At 37.3% G+C, this 22,139-nt stretch carries 24 protein-coding genes; 18 read left to right on the top strand and 6 right to left on the bottom strand.

Features of this window, described 5'->3' with window-relative positions; all coding sequences use genetic code 11:
• Positions 1-24: 24 nt before the first annotated feature.
• The 4 genes from IHV11_RS12075 (at position 25) to IHV11_RS12060 (ending at position 2,963) form a co-directional block, all read left to right on the top strand.
• A complete protein-coding gene (locus tag IHV11_RS12075) occupies positions 25-717 on the top strand; it encodes a diphthine--ammonia ligase (RefSeq protein ID WP_197194772.1) in 693 nt (230 codons plus the stop codon).
• A complete protein-coding gene (locus tag IHV11_RS12070) occupies positions 714-1,238 on the top strand; it encodes a GNAT family N-acetyltransferase (RefSeq protein WP_197194771.1) in 525 nt (174 codons plus the stop codon). The genes IHV11_RS12075 and IHV11_RS12070 overlap by 4 nt, the downstream gene beginning before the upstream one ends.
• 109 nt (positions 1,239-1,347) lie before the next feature.
• Positions 1,348-2,223 carry a hypothetical protein gene (locus IHV11_RS12065; RefSeq protein WP_197194770.1) on the top strand — a complete coding sequence of 292 codons (876 nt, stop codon included), beginning with the start codon at positions 1,348-1,350 and terminating at the stop codon, positions 2,221-2,223.
• The gene (locus IHV11_RS12060; RefSeq protein ID WP_197194769.1) at positions 2,223-2,963 is read left to right on the top strand and encodes a DUF5694 domain-containing protein; all 741 of its coding nucleotides are present in this window, start codon (positions 2,223-2,225) and stop codon (positions 2,961-2,963) included. Before IHV11_RS12065 ends, IHV11_RS12060 begins: the two co-directional genes overlap by 1 nt.
• A 12-nt stretch (positions 2,964-2,975) precedes the next feature.
• Here the strand turns inward: IHV11_RS12060 and IHV11_RS12055 are convergent, their stop codons facing one another.
• Complete coding sequence (locus tag IHV11_RS12055; protein WP_197194768.1) at positions 2,976-3,212, bottom strand: hypothetical protein; 237 nt, start codon at positions 3,210-3,212, stop codon at positions 2,976-2,978.
• 84 nt (positions 3,213-3,296) lie between these two features.
• Here IHV11_RS12055 and IHV11_RS12050 point away from each other — a divergent pair, with 84 nt between their 5' ends.
• Positions 3,297-3,629, top strand: a complete 333-nt coding sequence (locus IHV11_RS12050; RefSeq protein ID WP_197194767.1) for a hypothetical protein — start codon at positions 3,297-3,299, stop codon at positions 3,627-3,629.
• 88 nt (positions 3,630-3,717) lie between these two features.
• Here IHV11_RS12050 and IHV11_RS12045 read toward each other — a convergent pair whose 3' ends face one another.
• Entirely contained in the window at positions 3,718-4,284 is a 567-nt protein-coding gene (locus tag IHV11_RS12045; RefSeq protein ID WP_197194766.1) for an MEDS domain-containing protein, read from the bottom strand.
• Positions 4,285-4,507: 223 nt separating this feature from the next.
• On the opposite strand from IHV11_RS12045, the gene IHV11_RS12040 reads away from it, so the two are divergent.
• Entirely contained in the window at positions 4,508-5,542 is a 1,035-nt protein-coding gene (locus tag IHV11_RS12040) for a zinc-binding dehydrogenase (protein WP_197194765.1), read from the top strand.
• A gap of 100 nt (positions 5,543-5,642) precedes the next feature.
• Here the strand turns inward: IHV11_RS12040 and IHV11_RS12035 are convergent, their stop codons facing one another.
• Both IHV11_RS12035 and IHV11_RS12030 read right to left on the bottom strand, forming a co-directional pair.
• Positions 5,643-6,875 (bottom strand): MFS transporter, encoded by a 1,233-nt coding sequence (locus IHV11_RS12035; protein ID WP_197194764.1) that lies wholly within the window; start codon positions 6,873-6,875, stop codon positions 5,643-5,645.
• Between the two features lie 4 nt (positions 6,876-6,879).
• Positions 6,880-7,917 carry an ArsR/SmtB family transcription factor gene (locus IHV11_RS12030; RefSeq protein ID WP_197194763.1) on the bottom strand — a complete coding sequence of 346 codons (1,038 nt, stop codon included), beginning with the start codon at positions 7,915-7,917 and terminating at the stop codon, positions 6,880-6,882.
• Positions 7,918-8,090: 173 nt separating this feature from the next.
• On the opposite strand from IHV11_RS12030, the gene IHV11_RS12025 reads away from it, so the two are divergent.
• On the top strand, positions 8,091-8,645 hold the full coding sequence (locus IHV11_RS12025) for a GNAT family N-acetyltransferase (RefSeq protein WP_197194762.1): 555 nt from the start codon (positions 8,091-8,093) through the stop codon (positions 8,643-8,645).
• Between the two features lie 198 nt (positions 8,646-8,843).
• Positions 8,844-9,803, top strand: a complete 960-nt coding sequence (locus IHV11_RS12020) for an LLM class oxidoreductase (RefSeq protein WP_197194761.1) — start codon at positions 8,844-8,846, stop codon at positions 9,801-9,803.
• 192 nt (positions 9,804-9,995) lie between these two features.
• Here IHV11_RS12020 and IHV11_RS12015 read toward each other — a convergent pair whose 3' ends face one another.
• Positions 9,996-10,871, bottom strand: coding sequence for a TetR/AcrR family transcriptional regulator (locus IHV11_RS12015; RefSeq protein WP_197194760.1), 876 nt, complete (start codon positions 10,869-10,871; stop codon positions 9,996-9,998).
• Between the two features lie 157 nt (positions 10,872-11,028).
• On the opposite strand from IHV11_RS12015, the gene IHV11_RS12010 reads away from it, so the two are divergent.
• Complete coding sequence (locus IHV11_RS12010; protein ID WP_197194759.1) at positions 11,029-12,549, top strand: MDR family MFS transporter; 1,521 nt, start codon at positions 11,029-11,031, stop codon at positions 12,547-12,549.
• Positions 12,550-12,970: 421 nt separating this feature from the next.
• Positions 12,971-14,440 carry an aldehyde dehydrogenase family protein gene (locus IHV11_RS12005; RefSeq protein ID WP_197195000.1) on the top strand — a complete coding sequence of 490 codons (1,470 nt, stop codon included), beginning with the start codon at positions 12,971-12,973 and terminating at the stop codon, positions 14,438-14,440.
• A gap of 59 nt (positions 14,441-14,499) precedes the next feature.
• Here IHV11_RS12005 and IHV11_RS12000 read toward each other — a convergent pair whose 3' ends face one another.
• The gene (locus IHV11_RS12000; RefSeq protein ID WP_197194758.1) at positions 14,500-16,128 is read right to left on the bottom strand and encodes a diguanylate cyclase domain-containing protein; all 1,629 of its coding nucleotides are present in this window, start codon (positions 16,126-16,128) and stop codon (positions 14,500-14,502) included.
• A 184-nt stretch (positions 16,129-16,312) separates the two neighbouring features.
• On the opposite strand from IHV11_RS12000, the gene IHV11_RS11995 reads away from it, so the two are divergent.
• From IHV11_RS11995 to IHV11_RS11960, 8 genes are all read left to right on the top strand, one after another.
• Positions 16,313-16,801: a DinB family protein gene (locus IHV11_RS11995; RefSeq protein ID WP_197194757.1), complete on the top strand. Its 489-nt coding sequence runs from the start codon at positions 16,313-16,315 to the stop codon at positions 16,799-16,801.
• A 133-nt stretch (positions 16,802-16,934) separates the two neighbouring features.
• Positions 16,935-17,699: an SDR family NAD(P)-dependent oxidoreductase gene (locus IHV11_RS11990; protein WP_197194756.1), complete on the top strand. Its 765-nt coding sequence runs from the start codon at positions 16,935-16,937 to the stop codon at positions 17,697-17,699.
• A 216-nt stretch (positions 17,700-17,915) separates the two neighbouring features.
• A complete protein-coding gene (locus IHV11_RS11985) occupies positions 17,916-18,380 on the top strand; it encodes a GNAT family N-acetyltransferase (RefSeq protein ID WP_197194755.1) in 465 nt (154 codons plus the stop codon).
• A 135-nt stretch (positions 18,381-18,515) separates the two neighbouring features.
• The gene (locus tag IHV11_RS11980) at positions 18,516-19,010 is read left to right on the top strand and encodes a hypothetical protein (protein ID WP_197194754.1); all 495 of its coding nucleotides are present in this window, start codon (positions 18,516-18,518) and stop codon (positions 19,008-19,010) included.
• 12 nt (positions 19,011-19,022) lie between these two features.
• The gene (locus IHV11_RS11975) at positions 19,023-19,292 is read left to right on the top strand and encodes a hypothetical protein (RefSeq protein ID WP_197194753.1); all 270 of its coding nucleotides are present in this window, start codon (positions 19,023-19,025) and stop codon (positions 19,290-19,292) included.
• A 62-nt stretch (positions 19,293-19,354) separates the two neighbouring features.
• Complete coding sequence (locus tag IHV11_RS11970; protein ID WP_197194752.1) at positions 19,355-20,077, top strand: alpha/beta fold hydrolase; 723 nt, start codon at positions 19,355-19,357, stop codon at positions 20,075-20,077.
• Between the two features lie 72 nt (positions 20,078-20,149).
• Complete coding sequence (locus IHV11_RS11965) at positions 20,150-20,401, top strand: hypothetical protein (protein WP_197127275.1); 252 nt, start codon at positions 20,150-20,152, stop codon at positions 20,399-20,401.
• A 168-nt stretch (positions 20,402-20,569) separates the two neighbouring features.
• The gene (locus IHV11_RS11960) at positions 20,570-22,027 is read left to right on the top strand and encodes a protein adenylyltransferase SelO (RefSeq protein ID WP_197194751.1); all 1,458 of its coding nucleotides are present in this window, start codon (positions 20,570-20,572) and stop codon (positions 22,025-22,027) included.
• Positions 22,028-22,139 lie beyond the last annotated feature (112 nt).

Genomic DNA, 22,139 nt, shown 5'->3' with positions numbered 1-22,139 from the left:
AATAGAGGGAGAGAGGATTTTCACATGAAAAAAGTAGCTGTTAGCTGGAGCGGCGGGAAAGACAGCTGCTTAGCTCTATATCGATTGCTTCAAGAAAAGCATGAAGTTGTATGCTTGATATCCATGGTTTCTGAAGAAGATGTCCGAAATCATGCCCATGGTATTCCATTAGAAATATTACAATTACAAGCAGATGCGATCGACCTTCCTTTAATTATGGTGGATTCAGCTGGGGAGTATGAAGTTTCTTTGGTAAAGTCTTTAACTTCTATAAAGGAACAGTTTGGGATAGATGCGATCGCATTCGGCAGTTTGTATATGGAAGAAGACCGGAAATGGAATGAACAGGTTGCGGAAAAAGCAGGTCTGGATGCTCTTTTCCCCGTATGGATCTTAAAAGAACAAGCCTCTGAACTATTGGAAGAATTTATTTCATTAGGTTTTCAGTCGATTGTTTGTCGAGCTTCAGCAGATATCTTGGACTCGACTTGGACAGGTCGCGAGTTGAATACAAGTTTTTGTGAGGATATTGAAGTTACCAAGAGCTGCTCTATGGGTGAACATGGAGAATATCATACATTTGTTGTAGACGGACCAATCTTCGGAAAAAGGCTTGAGATTGTTCACTCAGATGTTATCTTAAATTCAGGATTATGGTCGCTCGACATACATTCATGCAGGTTCATAGATAAGGATACGGAGGCTGTTATGAAATGAACATTCACTTTAGAAAGATGTTAAAACCTGAAGAAAACGTAGTAGAAGCTTTAAATCGTTGGGAGAACGACACAAAGCTTGTTCCATTAACACGACCGAATAAGGATAGAGTAGAACTCGTAAGTAAACGAATTATCACGATGGAAGACTTGTATCAACGTTTAGAGTTTCACGAGATTTATTTGATCTTTGTAGATGATCAATTAGTAGGTGAGATGAACTATATGGTCGATCCTCCTCACCTTTTTAAGAGAACGGAAGGAACGGCATGGTTAGGTATTACAATAGGTGAATCGGTTGGAAGAGGTAAAGGAATTGGTTACCAAGCGTTGTCGTACTTAGAGAATGAAATGAAAAGAAATGGTTTGAAACGCATTGAGCTTGGTGTATTTGAATTCAACACCACCGCACAAATGCTTTATCAAAAACTGGGATACTCAGAAATTGGTAGGGTCGAGGCATTCACGTATTATCAAGATCGAATGTGGGCGGATATTCGAATGGAAAAGATGATCAAGTAGTAAAAAATAAGACTATAAGCTGTCCAATAGGGCAGTTTTTTTAATTTAAAGGAATTTTATGGATTTTATTGAATTGTGAAAGCAAGAAGGATAAAAAAGAGGGATCATAATGAAAATTATTGATACTGTTCCATTTTTTCTAGAAAACTATCAACCGTCCATTTCATTTTTAAAAGAATATTATAAGAGGAATCCATGTATCTTTCATGAATATTTTTCTTATCACTGCAAAGACACAGAGGAAAGACATAATTCATCAATTGAAAAGTATCAAGACTCTTGGTCGTCTATACAACGTGTTCACGAGATGATAAAGCCGATTATTCAGGAAGTTGTTCAAGCTTATGAAGAAGCATATGGTGTAATTTTTCCTGTTGAAGTAAATCTAATCGTTGGTGGTTATGGCTCTAATGCTTACACGCATAGACAGATTATACCTAATATTACGTTTGCGTTAGAAAGGTTGTCTCCAGACTGCCATCATTTAAAAACCATCGTAGCTCACGAATTTGGGCATGCCACACAAAATATTTTGACAGATAAAACAATTATGAATTGGGAGAGAGTGAATTGGAGCAGTCCAATGACCTGGTTGAATCAAGAAGGCGCTGCAACCCATTTTTCTCAACAAATTGTAGCAGGACTCCATCCCTCCGTATACTTTTCTTTTGATAATCATGGATGTGATTGGTTTGAGTTTGCTCAAAAAAATGAAGATAAAATCTTACTTGCATTTGCAAATGATTACAATTCATTGCCCTCTCAAACGATCTTTTCTGAATGGTTCTCCATAAATGGTGGAAAGAAATTTGGTTACAGTAGATTTGGCTATTACTTAGCGTATCTGTTCTTTCAAGACCAAGTCAAAATGCTGGGTGAGCGAGATGCGATAACGGCTTGGAAAGATGATGATTTCATAAAGAAAGCTGAAACTTGGGTTCGCCAACGCTCAGGAATAAGAAATAATCATTTGGAGCTGATGTGATGAGCATGAAACAAGAGAAACCCTTGATTATGATAGTAGGTACTTTTCATATGAGATACACACCGGACCTTCAACGTATGGACTTAGATGATTTATTAGCTGATTCCAGACAACAAGAAATTCTTACGGTGGTGAAGCAATTAAAGAAGTTCAAGCCATCAAAGGTTGCATTAGAGGTGGTGAAAAGTGAAGAGGATAAATTAAATCGGGAATTTCATCAATACAGAGAAGGTGAACTGAAACTAGAGGTTGATGAAGTTCACCAGCTTGGGTTTCGAATAGCTTCAGATCTTCAACATGAAAAAGTTCATGCTGTGGATTGGATGGATACAGTAAGGAATAGAGGATTGGGTCAGGTTTTTGAGTGGGCAGAAAAGAATCAACCTGAGCACTTTCGTTATATAAATGAAAACTATCGTTCTAATCATGAGCTGTCAATAGGGAAAAAGAGTGTATATGATATTATCAAATCACAAAATCATGAGTCATTTATAGAGAAACAGCATGAGATGTATATGGCGATAGCACGAATTGGCTCTAACGTAGAATACATTGGCATTGATTGGATCAGATGGTGGTATCAACGAAATCTAATTCTTTATTACAATTTAACTCAGATTACATCGACATCAGATCGTACCTTATTAATTATCGGTGCGGCTCATGTACATCTAGTTACTCAATTTTTAAAAGAGAGTAACTCATTTAGTGTTGTAAATCCTTTAGACTATCTTGCATAATGTTGAGTATAATCAACTATTATTTATTCTTTCAATCAACGAAATCGTTAAGAATACGGTAAGAGAAGCTACTATAATGAAGGCTGCAGTGTTAGAAATATAATTAAAATCTAATTCATGAACGATTTTAGATTCTTCACCATAATAGTTTAGTAATTCCATTGTTTGGTTTTCATAGTCTAATAGAAAATAAGAAAGAACACTTCCGATGATTGCTCCGAAAATTAGTGAGAGCAATGTTTTATTCATACAACTTAGCACTCCCATTCATATATTTATTTATCGAGTAACATATGTATTATTGTACCATTATATTCCATCAAGGAGGAGCTTATGAATTCAGGTGCTGTGTTCGGAATTGTATTGACTCTAAGTCTTTTTGTGTTTAACTACTTTCCATATACTTTGAAAGAAAAGCTCAGACTGCCTTATTGGGTTTCAGGTATCCTCATTTGCTTTTTAGGACCACTGGTTGCAATGGGGGTAGGATCTTATCTATTAGATGAAGCTCATCGGGATGGTAGCGACGGGTTCGGAGCAGGAATAGCAGGAGCGATTATAGCTATAGTCCTTATTGCAAACGGTGCTCTCTATATAATCGGAAGTGTGGTTTCTGCCATAGAACAATATGTTACACGACGAAAGAAAGACAAAACGTATAATTAGCAAATAAAAATAAACGAATTCCACTTGTTATACTACTTTGACTTTGAGATATCTATAGATAAAAAACACTGCAAAATATCGCAGTGTTTTATTTATTGTTATCATTCAAAATATATTGGTCTGATATATTGAATTTCTCGTCTATAAGTATATAAGGATGTGTTTTCAATAAACTTGTCTGTAAATGTTCTGGCATCCTTTCACCTTCATATGCACAAATGAGTGGGAATGCAAGTTCATTTACCGCACCATCCACGACTCTCTCAAGATCCTCGACCAGATGAAGGGGATCTTCCATCGTGCCCCATTCAACATGTGCCCATGAGCGAAAAGGTTGGTTATTATCTACATATGATTTAACCGTTTTGAAAAAGTAATCAATTATTGCAGGCGGATGATAACTGCCGCTTGAATAGTAAAAATCGAAGTTATTTACATGATGGACAAGCTTCATTTGTTCTGGTGTTAAACAAGTAGTAAGCTCTTTATGAACCATTCGATAGATTCGTTCGTTTTCTATAACCACAACGTATTCTCCTAGAGAGGTACCTTCTTGTATATAACTAACAATTTGTTCCATGTAATTTTTCATTCCATTGTAAGAATAAAGCACATGAACACTTCTTCTTTGTTTAAACAACTCGTTCATATTCATTTTAAATCATCACAACTCTCGGGTATGTATTTCTATTAGTGTACTAGTTTTAAAGGATAAAAGCTAAGGGAAGTATTGTAAAAGCTAAAGTTGTTTTAAATGACATTCAAGTAGCGGTTTTATCACTTTATTTTTGGGCTACTATAAGAGATGTAGCGATAGAACAATAATTTATATTGTTGTTGATCAATGTAAAAATATGTATTGAAAAGGAATTGATGATATGAAAGCCGTTCAAGTGACTGGTTATGGGGATGTAAACAAATTAGAAGTTGTTGAAATAGACATTCCAGAGCCAGGAGAAAATGAAGTATTGGTACAGGTAAAGGCTTGTGGCATCAATAATACTGAAATTTGGATGAGAGAAGGAGCATATGGGAAGGATTCCAAATCCGGATGGCGTCCAGAAGGCGTTCAATTTCCGAGAATTCCGGGATCCGATATTACAGGTACAGTTGTGAAAACAGGTAAACAAGTTGCGACTTCTATAATAGGAAAGGATGTTGTTCTGTTCCCTTTTACATCAACTGGAGAAGACGGCTTCGAACATATTTCTGATGATATGTCTTTTATAGGGTCAGAGTATGACGGAGGATATGCTGAATACGTAGTGTGGCCAGCTGAACTGTGTTTTGATATGCCTTTACAAAGTTTCACAGAAAGTGCAGTTTTCTCAGTGAGCGGTTTAACTGCTTGGCACATGGTTGAACAGATACAAATTCAACCGAATGAGACCATCCTTGTAACAGGTGCCAACGGTGGTGTAGGCTCACTGAATGTACAGATTGCTGCTAAAGTTTTTGGTGCTAAAGTAATTGCAGTAGTAGGTGACCTAACGTTAGAGGGAAAACTAAAAGAACTCGGTGCAACTCATGTCTTGTCATATAAATCGAGTGACCTTGCAAAAGAGATTCAACAAATAAACGGGGGTCCAATTGACTCTGTATTAGATGTAGTTGGGGACGCGTTGTTTTCTATTTCTCTCCAAGCATTAAAAAATGGAGGCAAGTACTGTATTTCAGGATCTGCCGGTGGACAGAAAACAGAACTTGATTTTAGAACCTTATATTTAAAACACATAACACTTTATGGTTCTGTCTTAGGAACAAGGACTGAATTTGTTCGAATGCTTCAAGCGATTTCTCAAGGCAAGATTGTGCCAGTTATAGATCGAACGTTTCCTCTCCAAGAGGCGAGAGAAGCTCAAACGTATTTTAAGAAAGCTGGAAAGTTAGGAAAGATTGTATTAATTCCTTAGTTCATATGTCTTGAAAAAGGAAGTAAAACTAGTTCACACCAAAAGTGAAGAATGGGCTGCCCAAATTAAGTGTTCTTAATTTTTAGGCAGCCTTTGTCATTTAACTTGTTCTTTTTACTTGATCCTCTATAGCATTATCGTCAATCTGCAAACGGGTACGTATTAAGTAATATATACCTGGAACGGCAATAATCACTCCAATAAGAAGGTAAGTCATGCGCGTACTCATTCCTAAGAAACTGGAAGAAGCAAATAAAATTCCGAGTGGCATGGTTATACGTAGAAAAAGTAACCTTACCGCGCTTAATTGTGTTAAGCGTTCTCTAGGGGCTTTCTGTTGAAATAGAGCAGAGCTTTGCGCATTGAACATAGGGAATAAGATTCCTCCTAAAAGCTCGCATCCCCATGCAATATAAATGGTAGGTGCAAAGTATAACGCGATGAAAGACAATCCACCGCCTAAAAGACCAGCGTACATGGTTTTGTTGTTCTTAGGTAACTTTGTAAGAAGTAGCATGCCAAGCGCATATCCGATCGGAAACATTCCCGCGAAAATGGCATATTCCCAAGCTTCTCCGGATAATTCTCCTCTTATAAAAGGCACGTTTAATACCAAAGTAGCTCCCACTGCAAATTGCACAGAAGATGATAATAGAGTAAGTCTTAATAGCTGTGGAAATTGAATGAAAGTTTGATACCCAGCTTTTGTTTCTTGCCACCAGAACTTTTTTGACCATGTCGCTACTCTTTTTGTGCTTACTTGAGGAATTTGAGAAAGCGATATTGAACTAAGTAAGAACATAAGACTGGATAACCCATAGATGATATATAGAGGACTGACTAAGAGAAGTAAGGATGTAACGCCTGGTGCGATAAAACTCATGAGGCGCATAGTTCCGTCGAGTATGCTGTTGGCTGAAACTAATTCTATTTCTTCACAAAGGTCGGGTAGTAAGGAGAACGAAAGACTAGCGTAGATCGGCTGCAAAAGTCCCAACACACATTGCAATACTACTAATCCAGCTATCGTACCCATTTCTGTACCACTTACGTATCCGATCAAAGGAAGGATATAAGCAAATGAGCGGACCCGTTGAATATTTTTAAGCATTCGTTCTTTGATAACGTGATTTAAGAACGGAGCACTAATGCCTTGCAGAATTAAGGAAGGAAGAAAGTAAACTAGCCAAAGTGCTCCCATCCACTCTTTTGAACCAGTTATCTCAAACAATAGAAGTCCGTTTATGATTCCACCGGCAGCACCTCCGAATTCGGATATGATTTCTCCGATCCAGAGAGCTTTAAATGGTCTGGATAATGACTTATTTTTCATTTGTCTATTCTCCTAAATAGTGCTGAAGTTGGTTGGAGAACGAATGAATCTGGTGTGTGTTAGCTGAATAAATACCTCTTTCAACCTTAACAAATTTAGCAGCTTTTAAAAGTGAAAGCTGGTGATGTAGAGTTGTTTTTGATACGTTGAACTGAATGGTTAATTCTTGAAGAGAGAGTGGTCCTCTCATTAGTTGATACAATACCTTTAATCGCAGCTCGTCACCTAGTGCCTTATGACCTCGTACAAGCTCGTTTGGAGGAGAACCGGGCTCTAATAATGCTTCATCAGTTAATGGATAGAAGATCAGCTTTGTATCTGTTGTTTTTTGTTCCAAAATCCATGGTCTGTACGAGACATGTGGAATGAGTTTTATGTTCCACACGGAAGGTTCTGGTACGTATTTTGCGCCTCTTGTAATACGTTCAATTTCTTCTAATGGTTTTTGGTTATCAAGAAGACCATGCTGTTTTTTTTCAAATGAGAGAGCTTGCATCCATTTTTTCCAATCCGTATTTTGGCTGAGCCAGTTGTACCATTCCGAAAGTGTATCAGTTAGCAAGGAGTGCAGTTCATCGCGGCTAATACTCCCAAGCGTTCGTACATATCCCTCTAAATAATCGTGTTCTTTAAATAGAGACGCATATTGATAGAAAGCATCAGGCTGTTCATAACTTTTCGCTGTCTCAGTTCTGTGCGACTCATATGAACGATTTTTATAAGGTAAAAGTGTTTCATAGAAAACGGTAGATGGTAATTCAGAAACCTTTACTGAAAATTCTCTTATTGAAGAAGCTGAAACCTTGTTCTGCAGCATGATCATTCCATACCACAAATTTGTCTGCTCAATTTTATCTAGATTGTTCTCCAAGGATACAGTCATTAAGGACTTTCGATTCGTCCACTGTTCATCTTGCTCAAATGTGTGACGCAGCTTCGCATATGTATAACCCGCAATTCCTAAAGCTAGCTCCCATATCGGTGAACTTTCGATTGACAGTGATACCGTTTCATGAGAATGAGGAGAATGGATATTTTTCATGTCGACCTCCTAAATGTAATGAATTCTAGTTTTTATTCTAATTCAATGAAACTTAAAATTCAATATATTTAGAATATGTAATTCGAAGTAAATTGAAACTTTTCTTAAAATCAGTAAAACCTCTTTTTTGCCTATCTATGTGCTAAAATTAGGAAAAAAAGGGGTCGGAGGTTATGTTTGTTTATAAAATTGACGAGGAGCTATCTCTTCGTATGTTCAATGAAAAAGATGCAACAGAGTTCTTCCAACTAACCATACAATCTAAAGAGTATTTGAAAGAATGGTTAGGCTGGTTAGATTATACAAATGAAGAAGAGGACTCTTTAGCGTTTATAAAAGCAACCTTAAACGGAGTAAAAGAAACAGGGGGCTATCCAAAGACTACAGCAATCATCTATAAAGGAAAAATCGCTGGAATTATTGGGTTTAACGAAATTAGTAGGTTACATAAGATCGGTGTTATGGGTTATTGGCTCGGTCAACAGTTTCAAGGAAAAGGAATTATGATGAGAGCGTGTAAAGCTTATATAAAATATGGCTTCCATGATCTCGATCTTAATCGAATTGAAATACGAGTAGCTGAAGAAAATAAAAAAAGCCGTGTGATTCCTGAGAAACTAGGATTTCAGGAAGAGGGCAAAATTCGCCAAGCAGAATGGCTTTATGATCATTATGTTGATCATGTGATATATGGCCTATTGTCTGAAGAATGGAAACAAAATAACTAGGATGTTAATGAAAGTTGACACGAAAAGGTTTTAACTTACCTTTTTGCTGTCGGCTTTTTTGTTTTAAGTGGGATTATTTAAACAAATGTTACTAGAAAGTGCCTATCGTACTTGAAAGTGCGTACTATTAATTTTAGTTAAAGAGCGTATGATTACAATCATAAACGAAAATTTTTTCATAGGAGGGCACGACCAACAATGAATCCATTCATAAATCATCGTTCTTACAATCGAATGTATAAAGAGGGTGAATTGACACTTGGGTTACACATACCTCTTGAAAATTATAGATTTGCCACACCGACGATGGAACAACAAGTTGAACTGTCGCAGTTAGCTGAACAATTAGGTTTTACAAGTTTATGGTTTCGTGATGTTCTGATGGAAGATCCGAATTTTGGAGATCCAGCGGTAGGACAGATTTACGATATGATGATCTATATGACTTATTTAGCAAGTCAGACAAAGGAAATCGCTCTAGGAACAGCAGCTGCAGTCTTACCGTTAAGGCATCCGTTGCGTGTTGCAAAAGAGATCGCAACATTGGATCAATTGTTCCCAGAACGTGTATTACTCGGTGTATCTTCAGGTGACAGGCGTGCTGATTTTTCTGCATTAGGCGTAGCGCACGAAACAAGAGGGGAAGCGTTTGTGGAGGCTTTTCAATATCTTAACGAGGTGCTATACAAAGAGTATCCTAGTATCCGTTCATCTCGAGGAATCGTGCAAGGATCGAACCTTGTACCTAAGCCAACAAAACGAATTCCAACATTTATTACAGGCTATGCACAACAGGAAATGGAGTGGTTTGCAGAGCATGGAGATGGGTGGATGTACTATCCTCGCAGTCCAAAATATCAAGAAGTAACGATCAAGAGATGGAGAGAATTAGTAGAGGGTTATCATCCTGATACGTTCAAACCATTCACTCAGCCGATGCATCTTGATCTAGCAGAAGATCCTAATGAAGCTCCGAAACCGATTCGATTAGGATTTAGAATTGGCCGCAATCCATTGATCGAGCTGTTGCAAGTGTATAAAAAATCTGGAGTAAATCACTTGTTCTTTGCGCTTTTTGATAGTGAAAGACCAGCGAAGGAAGTTATACAAGAACTAGGTGAAGAAGTGATACCGCATTTTCCAGCTTTAAAACATTAACTCGTAACAATAAAGCCAAGCTAGCTGCTAGACGCAGTAGCTTGGCTTTTGCTTAGTATAGAACGTCTTGAAGAAAATTTTTCTAAAGCGTAAATATGTTGAAACTCCAAGCACTCATGGCTGTCCGTTGCATGACTCCTGTGCAAACATAAAATGGCTGATCGGAAGGAATACACCGACCAGCCTTCTTCTTTAACTCAGATTTCTTAAAAAGTACCATACCAAATTAGTAAACGTTTGGGCTTGAGAAGAAATAGGTGATTCTTCAAAGCACTTTTGAAATGGCTTCAATAATGGCTGAAGAACAATCTTACGAATACGCTCACGTTGAAGTTCACTCATAATCGCATCAAAAAGGTCTTGCTGTTCTTCTGTAAAGGTATAATCCTGCTGTAGTTGATCAGCGAGTGATAGAATGTCATCTATTTTAACTTGTTTTTTATTTGCATTTGTACGAAGTAAATCAATAGCTGAAAGAGGGATGAGAACAGATTCGTTCGTCATCATCTTCGGTACGATCAATTCAATATAAGAAAGAAGTGTATCAACGACATGCTCTAAGGAGTATGTCGTATTTGTAATTTTTAATGTAAACAACATATGGTGCATCATTCCGAAGAACAGGATGGTAGCTTCAAAAACATGCTCCCGAACTTCGTCGCCTAAGATCTCAATAAATCGATCGGATATCCATTCCATCTCGTATAACCGGTGCTGCATAACGAGTTTTTTGAGGTCAGCTTCATTAGAAGATAGAATCGCTTCAAAAAGTGGCTGAAGGTTTCTTTCCTGGTTTAATCGCATAATGATTACAATTTGTTCGATGAAAACATCCCGATCGCCTGTATCCTTACCAATCTGAACGGCTATTCGCTGTTGACTGGCGTCATAGCGTAAAAATTCTAATATGTCTGCAATACAGTCACTCTTTGATGAGAAATAGTTATAGAACGTACCTTTAGATATATTGGCTTTATCAATGATTTCCTGTATAGAAGTCTGCTGAATACCTTTTTCTATAAAAAGCTTTAAAGCGGTGTCAGCAACTTTTCTTTTCCTGTTATTCATTTGTTCCTCCTAAGTCCAACCCTTATAGCTAGTATAAATTTCTTCAGATGGAAACACAACGCTTTTAGACTGACGGTATAAAATAGTTGATATTTTTATACTGAGGGTATAAACTTAATAAAGTTAAGTAATTATTTTAATACAGAGGAGAAATGACATGGGGAATACAGATTCCACTTTACAACATAAAAAACCGCCCTATTTGATGCTTGCGATCTTGTTCGTTGGAGCGTTCGTAGCTTTCTTAAATAATTCATTGCTGAACGTAGCATTGCCTACCATCATGGTGGATTTAAATGTTAAAGACTATTCGACCGTTCAATGGTTGGTAACCGGATTCATGCTAGTGAGCGGTGTTTTGATACCTGCTTCGGCATTTTTAATCACTCGATTCTCAAATAGAATGTTATTTATTACAGCGATGGCTATCTTTACAATCGGTACAGCGCTATCGGCTTTTGCTCCTAACTTTGGTTTGTTATTAACTGGACGAATGGTGCAAGCTGTAGGTTCATCTGTGATGGGACCAATCCTAATGAACGTTATGCTCGTTAGTTTTCCACGCGAAAAACGAGGTATTGCCATGGGGATTTTCGGGTTGGTCATGATAACTGCTCCAGCGATCGGTCCAACTTTGTCGGGGTATATTGTAGAATACTACGACTGGCGTCTGCTTTTTGAAATGATTCTGCCTTTAGCTATCTTGAGTTTACTATTTGCAGTGTGGAAGCTTGAAAACGTGATGAAGCAAAACAAAAATGTTTCACTAGATTATCTTTCACTCGTGTTGTCTAGCATCGGTTTTGGTGGCATTCTTTACGGATGTAGCACAGCGAGTTCGGACGGATGGACAGATACGGTTGTTCTATCAACACTAATCATTGGTGGTATAGCGTTAATTATTTTCATCCTACGACAACTTAAGTTAGATGAACCATTGTTGAACATTCGAGTGTATAAGTATCCAATGTTTGCTCTTGCATCTGTAATTGCGATTGTTAATGCAGTTGCCATGTTTTCAGGCATGATTTTAACACCAGCTTACGTCCAAAGCGTGCGAGGCATATCGCCGTTAGATTCAGGGTTGATGATGCTTCCTGGAGCAATCATTATGGGTATCATGTCTCCGATTACTGGTAAACTTTTTGATAAATTTGGACCGCGTGCTTTAGCGGTTGTAGGACTTTCAATCACTGCGGTTTCAACTTATATGCTCGCTCACTTACAAGCTGATTCGGCTTATTCTTACATCATACTGATCTATTCCATGCGCATGTTTGGATTATCAATGGTTATGATGCCGATTATGACGAATGGTCTTAATCAGCTTCCAACGAGCTTAAATCCGCACGGTACAGCCGTTAATAATACAGCACAGCAAGTTTCAGGTTCGATTGGTACAGCGATACTAGTTACGATTATGAACACTGTTACGAAAACTGAAGCAGAAAGCTTAATGAGCGGAGTAGATCCAGCGACGATTACCGAAGCCTCAACCGCTGCTTTAACACAACAGGCTCTTCTGTCAGGTATTCAATACTCATTCTTTGTAGCATTCGGAATTAACATTGTTGCTTTAGTGCTAGCCTTTTTCGTTAAACGCGTAGATACAAGTGCTGAAGCAGTAAATAAGATTGAAAAAGGTAACAAAACATCAACTAAGTCAGTTACAGCTTAAAATATACTTATAAAACCGACACTAAATTGGGTACGATTAATACCCAATTTAGTGTCGGTTTTTTCTTTTTCTTTAAGAATTAGGACCAGAATGTAGTAGCTGAGTACGCCTGCAACATTAAACAGTATATTTACAGGTGAAGGTGCCTTGATCTCAGGTGAATAGGTTAACATTATCAGTGAAAGTTAAGTGTTTACCGGTGCTCAAAATAATTCTTAGGTGATTACACTCCTTTTATCGGAGAACGTGTAACAAATATAAAAACACGTACCGTAAAACACTTTAGATCAACTAGTCATGTGTAGTATCTATATGTATTTGGGTAAAGTAATAAGCAGATTGATTTACATCGTCTAAAAATAGGAGTAAGGTCTTAACTAATCTTTTGTAAGTAAAAGGAGTGGAAATGAAGATGAATAAAATGAACACCGATTTTTCAAATATATATATTAACGGCGAATGGAGAAAAGGAAGCAGTGATAGCTTCATGAAAAACACAAATCCGTTCACAGATGAGGAGCTTGTTACGATTCAAGCTGCGACGAAAGAAGACTTGGACGAAGCTTATGAAGCGGCGAGAATTGCTCAAGCTGAATGGGCAAACGAACTTCCACAAAACAAGCGTGCTGTTTTAGAAAAAGTAGCTGACGTTATGCAAGAGAATGAGGAGCTTATTATTGATTGGATCATCAAAGAATCAGGCTCAACGTATATGAAAGCTATCTCAGAATTTCGGGCATCTATCAATATTTTAAAAGAATCAACAACATATCCTTATCGTATGGAAGGAAAGATTCTTCCATCACAAACAGCAGGGAAGGAAAATAGAGTGTACCGTAATCCATTAGGTGTAATTGGAATTATCAGTCCTTGGAATTTTCCGTTCCATCTGGCTATTCGATCCATCGCACCTGCTATCGCGACTGGAAATGCTGTCGTAATTAAACCAGCTACAGACACACCGGTAACAGGTGGATTAATCTTTGCGAGTATTTTTGAAGCGGCTGGCCTTCCAAAAGGTCTGATAAACGTTATTGTAGGACGCGGTTCAGAAATTGGGGATGAAATTGTTACACATCCAACTCCGCGTCTGATCTCGTTTACAGGTTCAACGGAAGTCGGCAGACACATCGGTGAACTTGCTGGTAAGAACTTAAAGAAATCTGCTCTTGAATTAGGCGGTAATAACGTATTTATCGCGTTAAAAGAAGCAGACATTGATCAAGCAGTAGATTCAGCCCTGTTTGGAAAGTTCTATCACCAAGGGCAAATATGTATGGCAATCAATCGTATCTTTGTTCATCAAGATATTTATGAAGAATTTGCAGAAACCTTTGTTCAACGTGCAAAAAACCTAAAATTTGGTGACCCGTCCAAAAAAGATACGAACGTTGGTCCATTAATCAATAGAGACCAAGTTGATCGAATCTTAAAAGATATTGAAGACAGTGTTTCACAAGGTGCGAAGATTCGTATTGGTGGAGATGCCGACGGAAATGTTTTAGAACCTACTGTAATAACAGATGTGAATAACGAAATGCCTTTAGCGAAGAATGAAATTTTTGGACCAGTAGCTATTCTTATTCCGTTTGAAAAGGATGAAGACGTTGTTCAAATGGCAAATGCTTATCCGTACGGACTGAGCGGAGCCGTTCATTCTAAAAACATTGAACATGCAACAAACATAGCTCATGACATTCATACAGGTATGATTCACATCAATGACCAATCTGTTAACGATGAACCTCACATGCCATTTGGTGGAGAAAAAGATTCAGGACTTGGTCGATTTAATGGTGAGTGGGTGTTAGAAGAATTCACTACTCTAAAATGGTTATCTGTGCAACGTAATCCAAGAAATTATGGACCTTTCATTAGCCAATTAAAGTAAATAAGTACAAAAAGCATCCGGATGTCTACATTCGGATGCTTTCTTTATTTGAAGCAATTTTATGATGTTTTTCGAAATGGGTAAAAACTCAACTTATTTTTACCCGTGTTCTTTGAAACGTATAGTGCCTCATCTGCATATTCAAGTATGGTTTGTGGTGAAACGTCCTGAGCTACCCATTCAGCTGATCCCATGCTGCATCCAATTTTTATAGAATGTTCCTGAATAAAAAATGGTCGGTTAAGAGTGTCTATGAGGAATTGTGAGATCTCGGTTATTTCATTCAGATAATTCTCCTGAATCGGAAGTACAACTACAAATTCATCTCCACCCAAACGTGCTGCAAAATGTTCCTTCTTTATTAATGAATCAATGATACGCTTACCAACTTCTATTAAAAGTAGATCTCCTGCATGATGTCCATGTGAATCATTGATTGATTTAAAACCGTCCAGGTCCAAATAAAGCACCCCATAGCTACCATTAGAACAATCAAAGCGAACTGAATTCATGTACTCTAAAAGAGCTAACCGATTCGGCATACTTGTCAGATAGTCGGTATGTGCCATGTTCTCCATCTTGTCTAACTGTTTTTCTGTTTGTTTTAATGATGAGATTAAGCTTCTAAAAGAAGAACTTAGAACTTCTATATCTTTGATTCCTCGCAACAAAGGAATCTCTACGATCTCACCATCTTTCAACTTGTCAGCGGAAATAGCCAAGTCAAAAAGAGGACGAGAAACTCTCTTAGTGATAAACCATCCTATTACAGCCATAAGTAGAGAAATCACAATACCACAGACTAAAATGAATGTTTGCAGATATTGGACGGATGCATAAGCCGCTTGTTCTGATTGACGAATGACAACCGTCCAGCCTAATCCTGGATAATTTTGATATCCGTCGCCAAAAGCATAGCCTGTCACATACTCTTTTCCATCTGGCCAACGTACAAAATTCCACTCGTTTCTCTTTCCTTTATTATCGAGATCACTTATCTTTATTTTTTTACCTAGATCATTTTTATGGCCTAATAATACTGTATCTTCTTTACTGATTATGTACACTTCCACATCTTTTTTCTGCTCTTTTATGGGCTTTAGAATCGCGGCTTCCACTTCTTTAGACCATTCCCAGCTGAGATGGGCGGCTAACACACCTTGGAAAACACCATTTTTATCTGTTAATGGTGTACTGATATCAACTAATTGTAAGGGTGAACCATCCTTGGTTGGAATCAGTTTGGATAACAAAAGTGCATCATGAACATCACCGATAAAAGGCTGTTCAGTTGCTTTTTGAAAAACGGGACGAGCAGATATATCTTGGTTGATGAGAAGTTTCTTTGTTGAAGCTTGAATGACTCCTTGTTGATTCGTTATTCCAACCCAAGAGAAGGAGGGAATTTTATTTTGAAGCTGATCGATCAGAAATTGTGCTTCATTTATTCTTCTTGGGTCTTTCAGAACTTCCTGTTCACTCAAAACTTGTAGTTCCTGGTATCTGGACCACATAAAAGAATCAAGGTTGTGGGATAGTTGAAAAGCTGAAGAAGCTAAAGAATTACCTATTTCTTTTTCTAATAATTCGCTAGATTTATCACTGATAAAGATACTAAGAAATAATGATGTGGCTAATATGATCAATGAGATGCTCACGGACAGATACGTTTGAATTTTGATAGACATAAAACGTGACTCCTATAATAATTAAATTTATTTCATCAAGAACCCTTTGTTATATCGGAACAAGTATTGAAATGATTAGGAATCTATTAGATAAACGATTAGATAAAGTTCTCAAACGAGAATTATGGCAGTTGATTATGCTACACTACGAGGACAAGTCATATACATTAAAGGTGATGATGAGATGCTAATTAATGATAAGATACGCCAAGATTTGTTTGCAGAAGTGGAAGGAATAAATGACGAAAATCTAAATCAAAAACCTTCGGAAAATGAATGGTCCATTAAGCAAATTTTGGAACATCTATATTTAATGGAAGGTGGAATCGCAAGAAACATTAACCATCAACTCCAAAATGGTAAAGTGGTAAACGCAGACAAGAAGCCGATCGAAGCAACAATCAATAGAGATATTAAGGTAGATGCTCCAGAATTTGCAGTGCCAACTTCAGAATGTGCATCTATTGAAGAGCTAAAAATGAAATTGGCTGCGACGCATAAAAATTTACTAGATATCGAGAAGACTGCTGATGCAAAAGATTTAGAAGCAAAAGGCTATCCCCATCCTATCTTCGGTGACATAAGTTTAAAACAATGGATTCCATTTGTGGCCTACCATGAACAACGACATATCCTTCAAATTAAAGAAGTGAAAGAAAAGTTAAGTCTTTAAAATAGATAACGGTCAGTACATTCTCCAAGGAGGAGGATGTACTTTTTTTATTGAATGAAATGAGGATAACAAGAATGAAAGTTTCGGTTTAGGTGCAATACTGATTGAAAGAATGAAAAAAGGAGGACTGAAGATGTTGTTGAAAAACAAAATCGCAGTCGTTTATGGTGCTGGTGGTGCAATTGGCGGTGCTGTTGCACGCGCTTTTGCAGAAGAAGGAGCTTCTGTATTTCTGGCAGGAAGATCTATGGATTCACTTCAAATTGTAGCAGATGAGATAACAAATGCTGGAGGCAAAGCAAAAGTTACAAAAGTAGATGCTCTGAATCAAAATGAAATAGTAGGACATCTGGATCGAATCGTTCGACATGTGGGACAAATAGATATTTCCTTTAATGCAATAGGAATACGTGGGGACCTTCAAGGAACTCCACTAATTGAAATGTCAAAGGAAGACTTTATGACTCCTATTCTAACAGGTGTCCAAACTCATTTTCTAACAAGTACTGCAGCGGCAAAGCATATGATCAACCAAAAATCAGGGGTTATCCTAACTCTCTCTGCTTCAACTGCAGCATTGTCAGGCAGAGACCGAACCTATCATTTAACAGGAGGTTTTGCGTCCGCATGTTCAGCCATTGAAGGATATACACGTAGCTTAGCCGGTGAGCTCGGTTCAAAAGGCATTCGTGTCGTAGCTATAAGATCAGACGCTATTCCAGAAACATGGAAACCAGATTATAATGAGATTCAGGCGTATATGGAGGAAGGAACAGCACTAGGACGTCTTCCAAAATTAAAGGAAGTTGCAGATGCAGCAGTATTTATTGCTTCTGACCGAGCAAGCGCAATAACGGGTGCCGTTATGAATGTAACGTGCGGTTCAATAATGGACTGAGTCATTTATTGGGTTTTTATGTTAAAATTAACTCTATTGGAATATGAAAGCTAAAGGAGCATATAAGAATGTCACATACAAATTGTGTAACATGGTCTCATGAGTAGACAAAGATGTTTATTCATGAAGGGTTAATGTTTATTTTCACCGATTCTCTATGAATGATGTCTCTGTTTACTCCCTTCTAATGATAAAAAAATAGAATGGAGAGATAGCATGATTCATTTAAACCTACTAACTGAGCAAGAATTTAAGGAATATCAAACATTCATGATTTCAGATTATGCCCTTGAAATCACTAAGAACTTTAACCTATCGTTACAGTCAGCATTAGAAGAATCAGAAATGATGATGAAGGACCTATGGAAAGATGGGTTGTTTACTGAAGGTCAGTATTTATACAAAATTAAAGACTCCAAAACCAATGAAAAAGTAGGAATCCTCTGGTATGGATTGATACCAGAAATCAATCAAGCCTACGTGTATCATATTTTCATAGACGAGCTCTATAGAAGAAAAGGATACGGAAAAGGTACATTAGAAAAGCTTCAAAGTATGTTAAAACAGTCAGGTATAGACTCTATTGGGTTAAGTGTTTTTGGGGAAAATGAAGCCGCTTATCAGTTATATAAGAAATTAGGGTATAAAAATACAAGAATATCAATGGAATTCATCTTATAGAACATTATTAAATATAGGTTTGTGGTAAAGCTTAGGGTCATGGTGACTCTGAGCTTTTTTCATTCTAATAAATGTGATTTACAGTAACAGGAATTAAATTCCAGAAGGAGAATATAGAGAATTAGAGGTGATTGTATGAAAAAAATACTTGGCTTTTTACTTTTAATCATGTTGGCAGCTTGCAGTGAAAAAGGAGCCGTAGAAAAGCTGAAAATGAATTATCCGAGTGTAAAGAAAGAGATAGAGCAAATGTCGACAGAGGTGCAGAATAAAATGGCAGCTCCAGAAAAACTTCCTTTTCAGCCAAAAGATGTCCAATTAACATATGCTGCAGAACCGGCGGGAGATCCAAAAGGGGATATCTTACACACTGAATTTATTTATGGTAATGAAAAAGGTTCTGTCCTTCATGTAACCACGTTTCAAAATAAAAAGGCAACTTTTAATGATGAAGGTGAGAAGAAGACAACAAAATTGAAAGATGGAACTGAGGTTGTTATTGAAGCTGAATCATCTGAAGTTATAGCCATTCGTTGGAGGAAAGACGATGTTTATTACGGGATGATGTTAATGGGTTCTGAATTTAAGATGGAGGATCTTTTGAAATCAGCAAATTCGATGGACTATTAGGAGGTGTTTATTTTGAGTGAAAAATACAGTTATATTTCGTTACTCTTAAGTGCTTCTACAGTCGCTTTCTTTCTTTTTATACAAACATATGCCTTTTCTATAGAGTATTTGCGGTTTATCTTGTGGGTAGGAGTACTCTCTGCCATGTATTTTGCATTTCGGTCACCTAAAAAGATCGGTATTCGGGGATTGGCAATTACAGCAGCACTCATTCTCGCAGTTCCTCTTTTACTTATGGAGTTGGTCGGATTAGCTTGGCGTAATGGTGGATTCGGAAATTAAGTGAGACATTTGTAAAAAAAGTAATAAGTTATCTCAAGAATTCTCAAACTATGGGGGACTAAATGATTTTACATACTGAAGTTATAGGAATTGGAGAACCTGTAATCTTCCTGCATACAGGTTTACAAACAGGTAATACAGATTATGAATACCAAAGTGAATATTTTAAAAACAACTATAAAGTAATTAAACCTGATTTAAGAGGTCATGGAAAGTCATATACAAATGATTGTTCTAATTTCTTTCAAGACTCTGCCACTGACCTCCTAGAAACAATGGAACATTTACAAATAAAAAAAGCGCACATAGTTGGTTGCTCGCTAGGTGCATTAGTGGGTTTGATTCTTTCACAAAATTATCCCCATAAAGTTCAGTCATTAACAATTTCAGGTGTTTTACCAGAAAAGCCTTCTAACTGGTTAGAACTACATCAAAAAGACGTAGAAAATCAATCGAGTATCTTAGAGAATCAAGAAATAATCGATTATTTTAATAATCTCCATGGTGAAGGATGGAAGCAGTTTATTCTTATGGGTAGAAAAGAAGATTGGTATCCTTTTAAAGAAACTAGTGGATTGAAAGAGATGAGTCTACCTATTTTATTTTTAGTTGGAGAAGGTAATGTTAATGAAACAAAAGGGGCAATTATCTATCCAAAGTTAAATAAACATGTTCATGTTTCAATCATCCCTTACGCATCTCATTTAGTGCATTCAGAGCAACCAGAAATATATACAAAGATTTTAGAATTATTCTTAAATAAACATATAATCATTCAGCTTTAGATAACGATTACCGAAACTTTCCATCACCTATAACGTATTAAATAATAAGACAAAAAATCGGGGTGGAGAGTAATGATTGAGGTTAGTGTAAAAAAGATAGATAACAACTTTATTATTCGATGGCAGCTATTAAGGGTAGAGATTCCTGCCGATGAAATTCTTAATGTAGGATTAGACGATACATATGGTGGAGAAAATAAGGAAGCTATCCGTATTGGTTTCCCGTATGGAATGACAGATCGGGTTTTTATTGAGACAAAAAAACAAACCTATATTTTGTTTACTTCTAATCCATCAGCTATTATGAAAAAACTAAGTGCTTAAGGAATGATATCATTTAGACAGAACTCGGATTAAATTTTTCCGAGTTTTCTTATGATCAATTACTTTCTAATCAGAGTAATATACAGATAACAAACAAAGACAGATCTAATATGTTAAGGTGGAATTAGAAATCAAGGATATAATCATATAAAAGAAGGTGTTCTTCTCATGACGAAAGTAAAAGGGTGGAATTTAGATAACAGTTATGCTGAACTTCCAGATAAATTTTTCTCTATCATCGACCCAAATCCAGTTGTTTCACCAAAATTAGTTGTGCTTAATGAATCGGTGGCTATGTCTCTTGGATTGAACGCAGAATTCCTTCGAGATGAAGATGCTGTAAACGTATTTGCAGGTAACGAGCTTCCGGAAGGTGGATCTTCTATAGCGCAAGCCTATGCGGGACATCAGTTTGGTTATTTTAATATGTTAGGTGATGGACGAGCATTAATGGTAGGAGAGCAGATCACTCCTGATGGGAAACGTTTTGACATTCAACTAAAGGGTACAGGAAAGACTCCCTATTCTAGAGGAGGAGACGGACGGGCAGCTCTTGGTCCGATGCTTCGTGAATATATTGTGAGTGAAGCGATGCACGCATTAGGCATTCCAACGACCCGAAGTCTAGCGGTTGTGACGACTGGTGAATCAATCATGCGTGAAAAGGCTCTTTCAGGAGCAATCATGACCAGGGTAGCGTCAAGCCATCTACGAGTGGGTACGTTTGAGTTTGCATCAAAATGGGGAACACTCGATGAATTGAAAGAGTTAGCAGATTATAGTTTGAAGCGTCATTATCCTGAAGTGGAAAGTGACGGAAATCCATATTTGAGCTTGCTCAAAAAAGTGATTGAACAGCAGGCGTATTTAATTTCGAAGTGGCAGCTCGTTGGTTTTATCCACGGTGTTATGAACACCGACAATATGACAATCAGCGGAGAAACGATTGATTATGGCCCTTGTGCATTCATGGACAAATATGATCCACTAACTGTTTTCAGTTCAATTGATAGAGAAGGGCGTTATGCTTACGCTAACCAGCCTCGAATAGCTGGTTGGAATCTCGCTCGATTTGCTGAAACCTTATTGCCACTCTTACATGATGATCAAGAAAAAGCGGTTGAATTGGCACAAGAAGTTCTATATGGTTTTTCTGATCTGTATCATGGTAACTATTTTAGAGGAATGCGATCAAAGCTTGGACTATATAATGAAGAGAAAGAAGATCTATCTCTGATAGAAGAATTACTTTCACTCATGGCTCATCATAAAGCAGACTATACGAATACATTCCGTTCCTTAACGCTTGGCAACAAAGATTGTTCTGATCTTTTTGAAGGGGAAGATTTTAAGACTTGGCATCAAAAGTGGGAAGAAAGAAAAACGAGACAACCAAAGTCCAAGGAAGAAACATTGCAGTTGATGCGAAACAACAATCCATCCATCATTCCAAGAAATCATAGAGTGGAAGAGGCTATTCAAGCAGCTGAAAATGGTGATTACAGCGTACTGGAAAGACTTCATCATGTCTTATCTATGCCTTACGATTATTTACCAGATCAAGAAGAATACACGCAACTACCACCTGAAACAGAAGGACCGTACCGAACATTTTGTGGGACATGATCACATAAAAAAAAATGAAGAACATATAGATAAAAAGCTGCTCAGAAGAGTAGCTTTTTCTGGTATGCATAATATCTCATGGAAATAAAGGAAGGTATGTTTCGTTGACTTT

Origin of the sequence: Fictibacillus sp. 26RED30, assembly GCF_015903845.1 — a bacterium.
GTDB classification, from domain to species: domain Bacteria; phylum Bacillota; class Bacilli; order Bacillales; family Fictibacillaceae; genus Fictibacillus; species Fictibacillus phosphorivorans.
The sequence above is the reverse complement of the archived record's forward strand: the minus strand, read 5'-3'. Positions and strand labels throughout refer to the sequence as shown.

What these genes read in the sequence shown, in the direction of transcription:
- IHV11_RS12075 (WP_197194772.1), top strand. Translation starts at nt 25, where the DNA reads ATGAAAAAAGTAGCTGTTAGCTGGAGCGGCGGGAAAGACAGCTGCTTA.
- IHV11_RS12070 (WP_197194771.1), top strand. Translation starts at nt 714, where the DNA reads ATGAACATTCACTTTAGAAAGATGTTAAAACCTGAAGAAAACGTAGTA.
- IHV11_RS12065 (WP_197194770.1), top strand. Translation starts at nt 1,348, where the DNA reads ATGAAAATTATTGATACTGTTCCATTTTTTCTAGAAAACTATCAACCG.
- IHV11_RS12060 (WP_197194769.1), top strand. Translation starts at nt 2,223, where the DNA reads ATGAGCATGAAACAAGAGAAACCCTTGATTATGATAGTAGGTACTTTT.
- IHV11_RS12055 (WP_197194768.1), bottom strand. Translation starts at nt 3,212, where the DNA reads ATGAATAAAACATTGCTCTCACTAATTTTCGGAGCAATCATCGGAAGT.
- IHV11_RS12050 (WP_197194767.1), top strand. Translation starts at nt 3,297, where the DNA reads ATGAATTCAGGTGCTGTGTTCGGAATTGTATTGACTCTAAGTCTTTTT.
- IHV11_RS12045 (WP_197194766.1), bottom strand. Translation starts at nt 4,284, where the DNA reads ATGAATATGAACGAGTTGTTTAAACAAAGAAGAAGTGTTCATGTGCTT.
- IHV11_RS12040 (WP_197194765.1), top strand. Translation starts at nt 4,508, where the DNA reads ATGAAAGCCGTTCAAGTGACTGGTTATGGGGATGTAAACAAATTAGAA.
- IHV11_RS12035 (WP_197194764.1), bottom strand. Translation starts at nt 6,875, where the DNA reads ATGAAAAATAAGTCATTATCCAGACCATTTAAAGCTCTCTGGATCGGA.
- IHV11_RS12030 (WP_197194763.1), bottom strand. Translation starts at nt 7,917, where the DNA reads ATGAAAAATATCCATTCTCCTCATTCTCATGAAACGGTATCACTGTCA.
- IHV11_RS12025 (WP_197194762.1), top strand. Translation starts at nt 8,091, where the DNA reads ATGTTTGTTTATAAAATTGACGAGGAGCTATCTCTTCGTATGTTCAAT.
- IHV11_RS12020 (WP_197194761.1), top strand. Translation starts at nt 8,844, where the DNA reads ATGAATCCATTCATAAATCATCGTTCTTACAATCGAATGTATAAAGAG.
- IHV11_RS12015 (WP_197194760.1), bottom strand. Translation starts at nt 10,871, where the DNA reads ATGAATAACAGGAAAAGAAAAGTTGCTGACACCGCTTTAAAGCTTTTT.
- IHV11_RS12010 (WP_197194759.1), top strand. Translation starts at nt 11,029, where the DNA reads ATGGGGAATACAGATTCCACTTTACAACATAAAAAACCGCCCTATTTG.
- IHV11_RS12005 (WP_197195000.1), top strand. Translation starts at nt 12,971, where the DNA reads ATGAACACCGATTTTTCAAATATATATATTAACGGCGAATGGAGAAAA.
- IHV11_RS12000 (WP_197194758.1), bottom strand. Translation starts at nt 16,128, where the DNA reads ATGTCTATCAAAATTCAAACGTATCTGTCCGTGAGCATCTCATTGATC.
- IHV11_RS11995 (WP_197194757.1), top strand. Translation starts at nt 16,313, where the DNA reads ATGCTAATTAATGATAAGATACGCCAAGATTTGTTTGCAGAAGTGGAA.
- IHV11_RS11990 (WP_197194756.1), top strand. Translation starts at nt 16,935, where the DNA reads ATGTTGTTGAAAAACAAAATCGCAGTCGTTTATGGTGCTGGTGGTGCA.
- IHV11_RS11985 (WP_197194755.1), top strand. Translation starts at nt 17,916, where the DNA reads ATGATTCATTTAAACCTACTAACTGAGCAAGAATTTAAGGAATATCAA.
- IHV11_RS11980 (WP_197194754.1), top strand. Translation starts at nt 18,516, where the DNA reads ATGAAAAAAATACTTGGCTTTTTACTTTTAATCATGTTGGCAGCTTGC.
- IHV11_RS11970 (WP_197194752.1), top strand. Translation starts at nt 19,355, where the DNA reads ATGATTTTACATACTGAAGTTATAGGAATTGGAGAACCTGTAATCTTC.
- IHV11_RS11965 (WP_197127275.1), top strand. Translation starts at nt 20,150, where the DNA reads ATGATTGAGGTTAGTGTAAAAAAGATAGATAACAACTTTATTATTCGA.
- IHV11_RS11960 (WP_197194751.1), top strand. Translation starts at nt 20,570, where the DNA reads ATGACGAAAGTAAAAGGGTGGAATTTAGATAACAGTTATGCTGAACTT.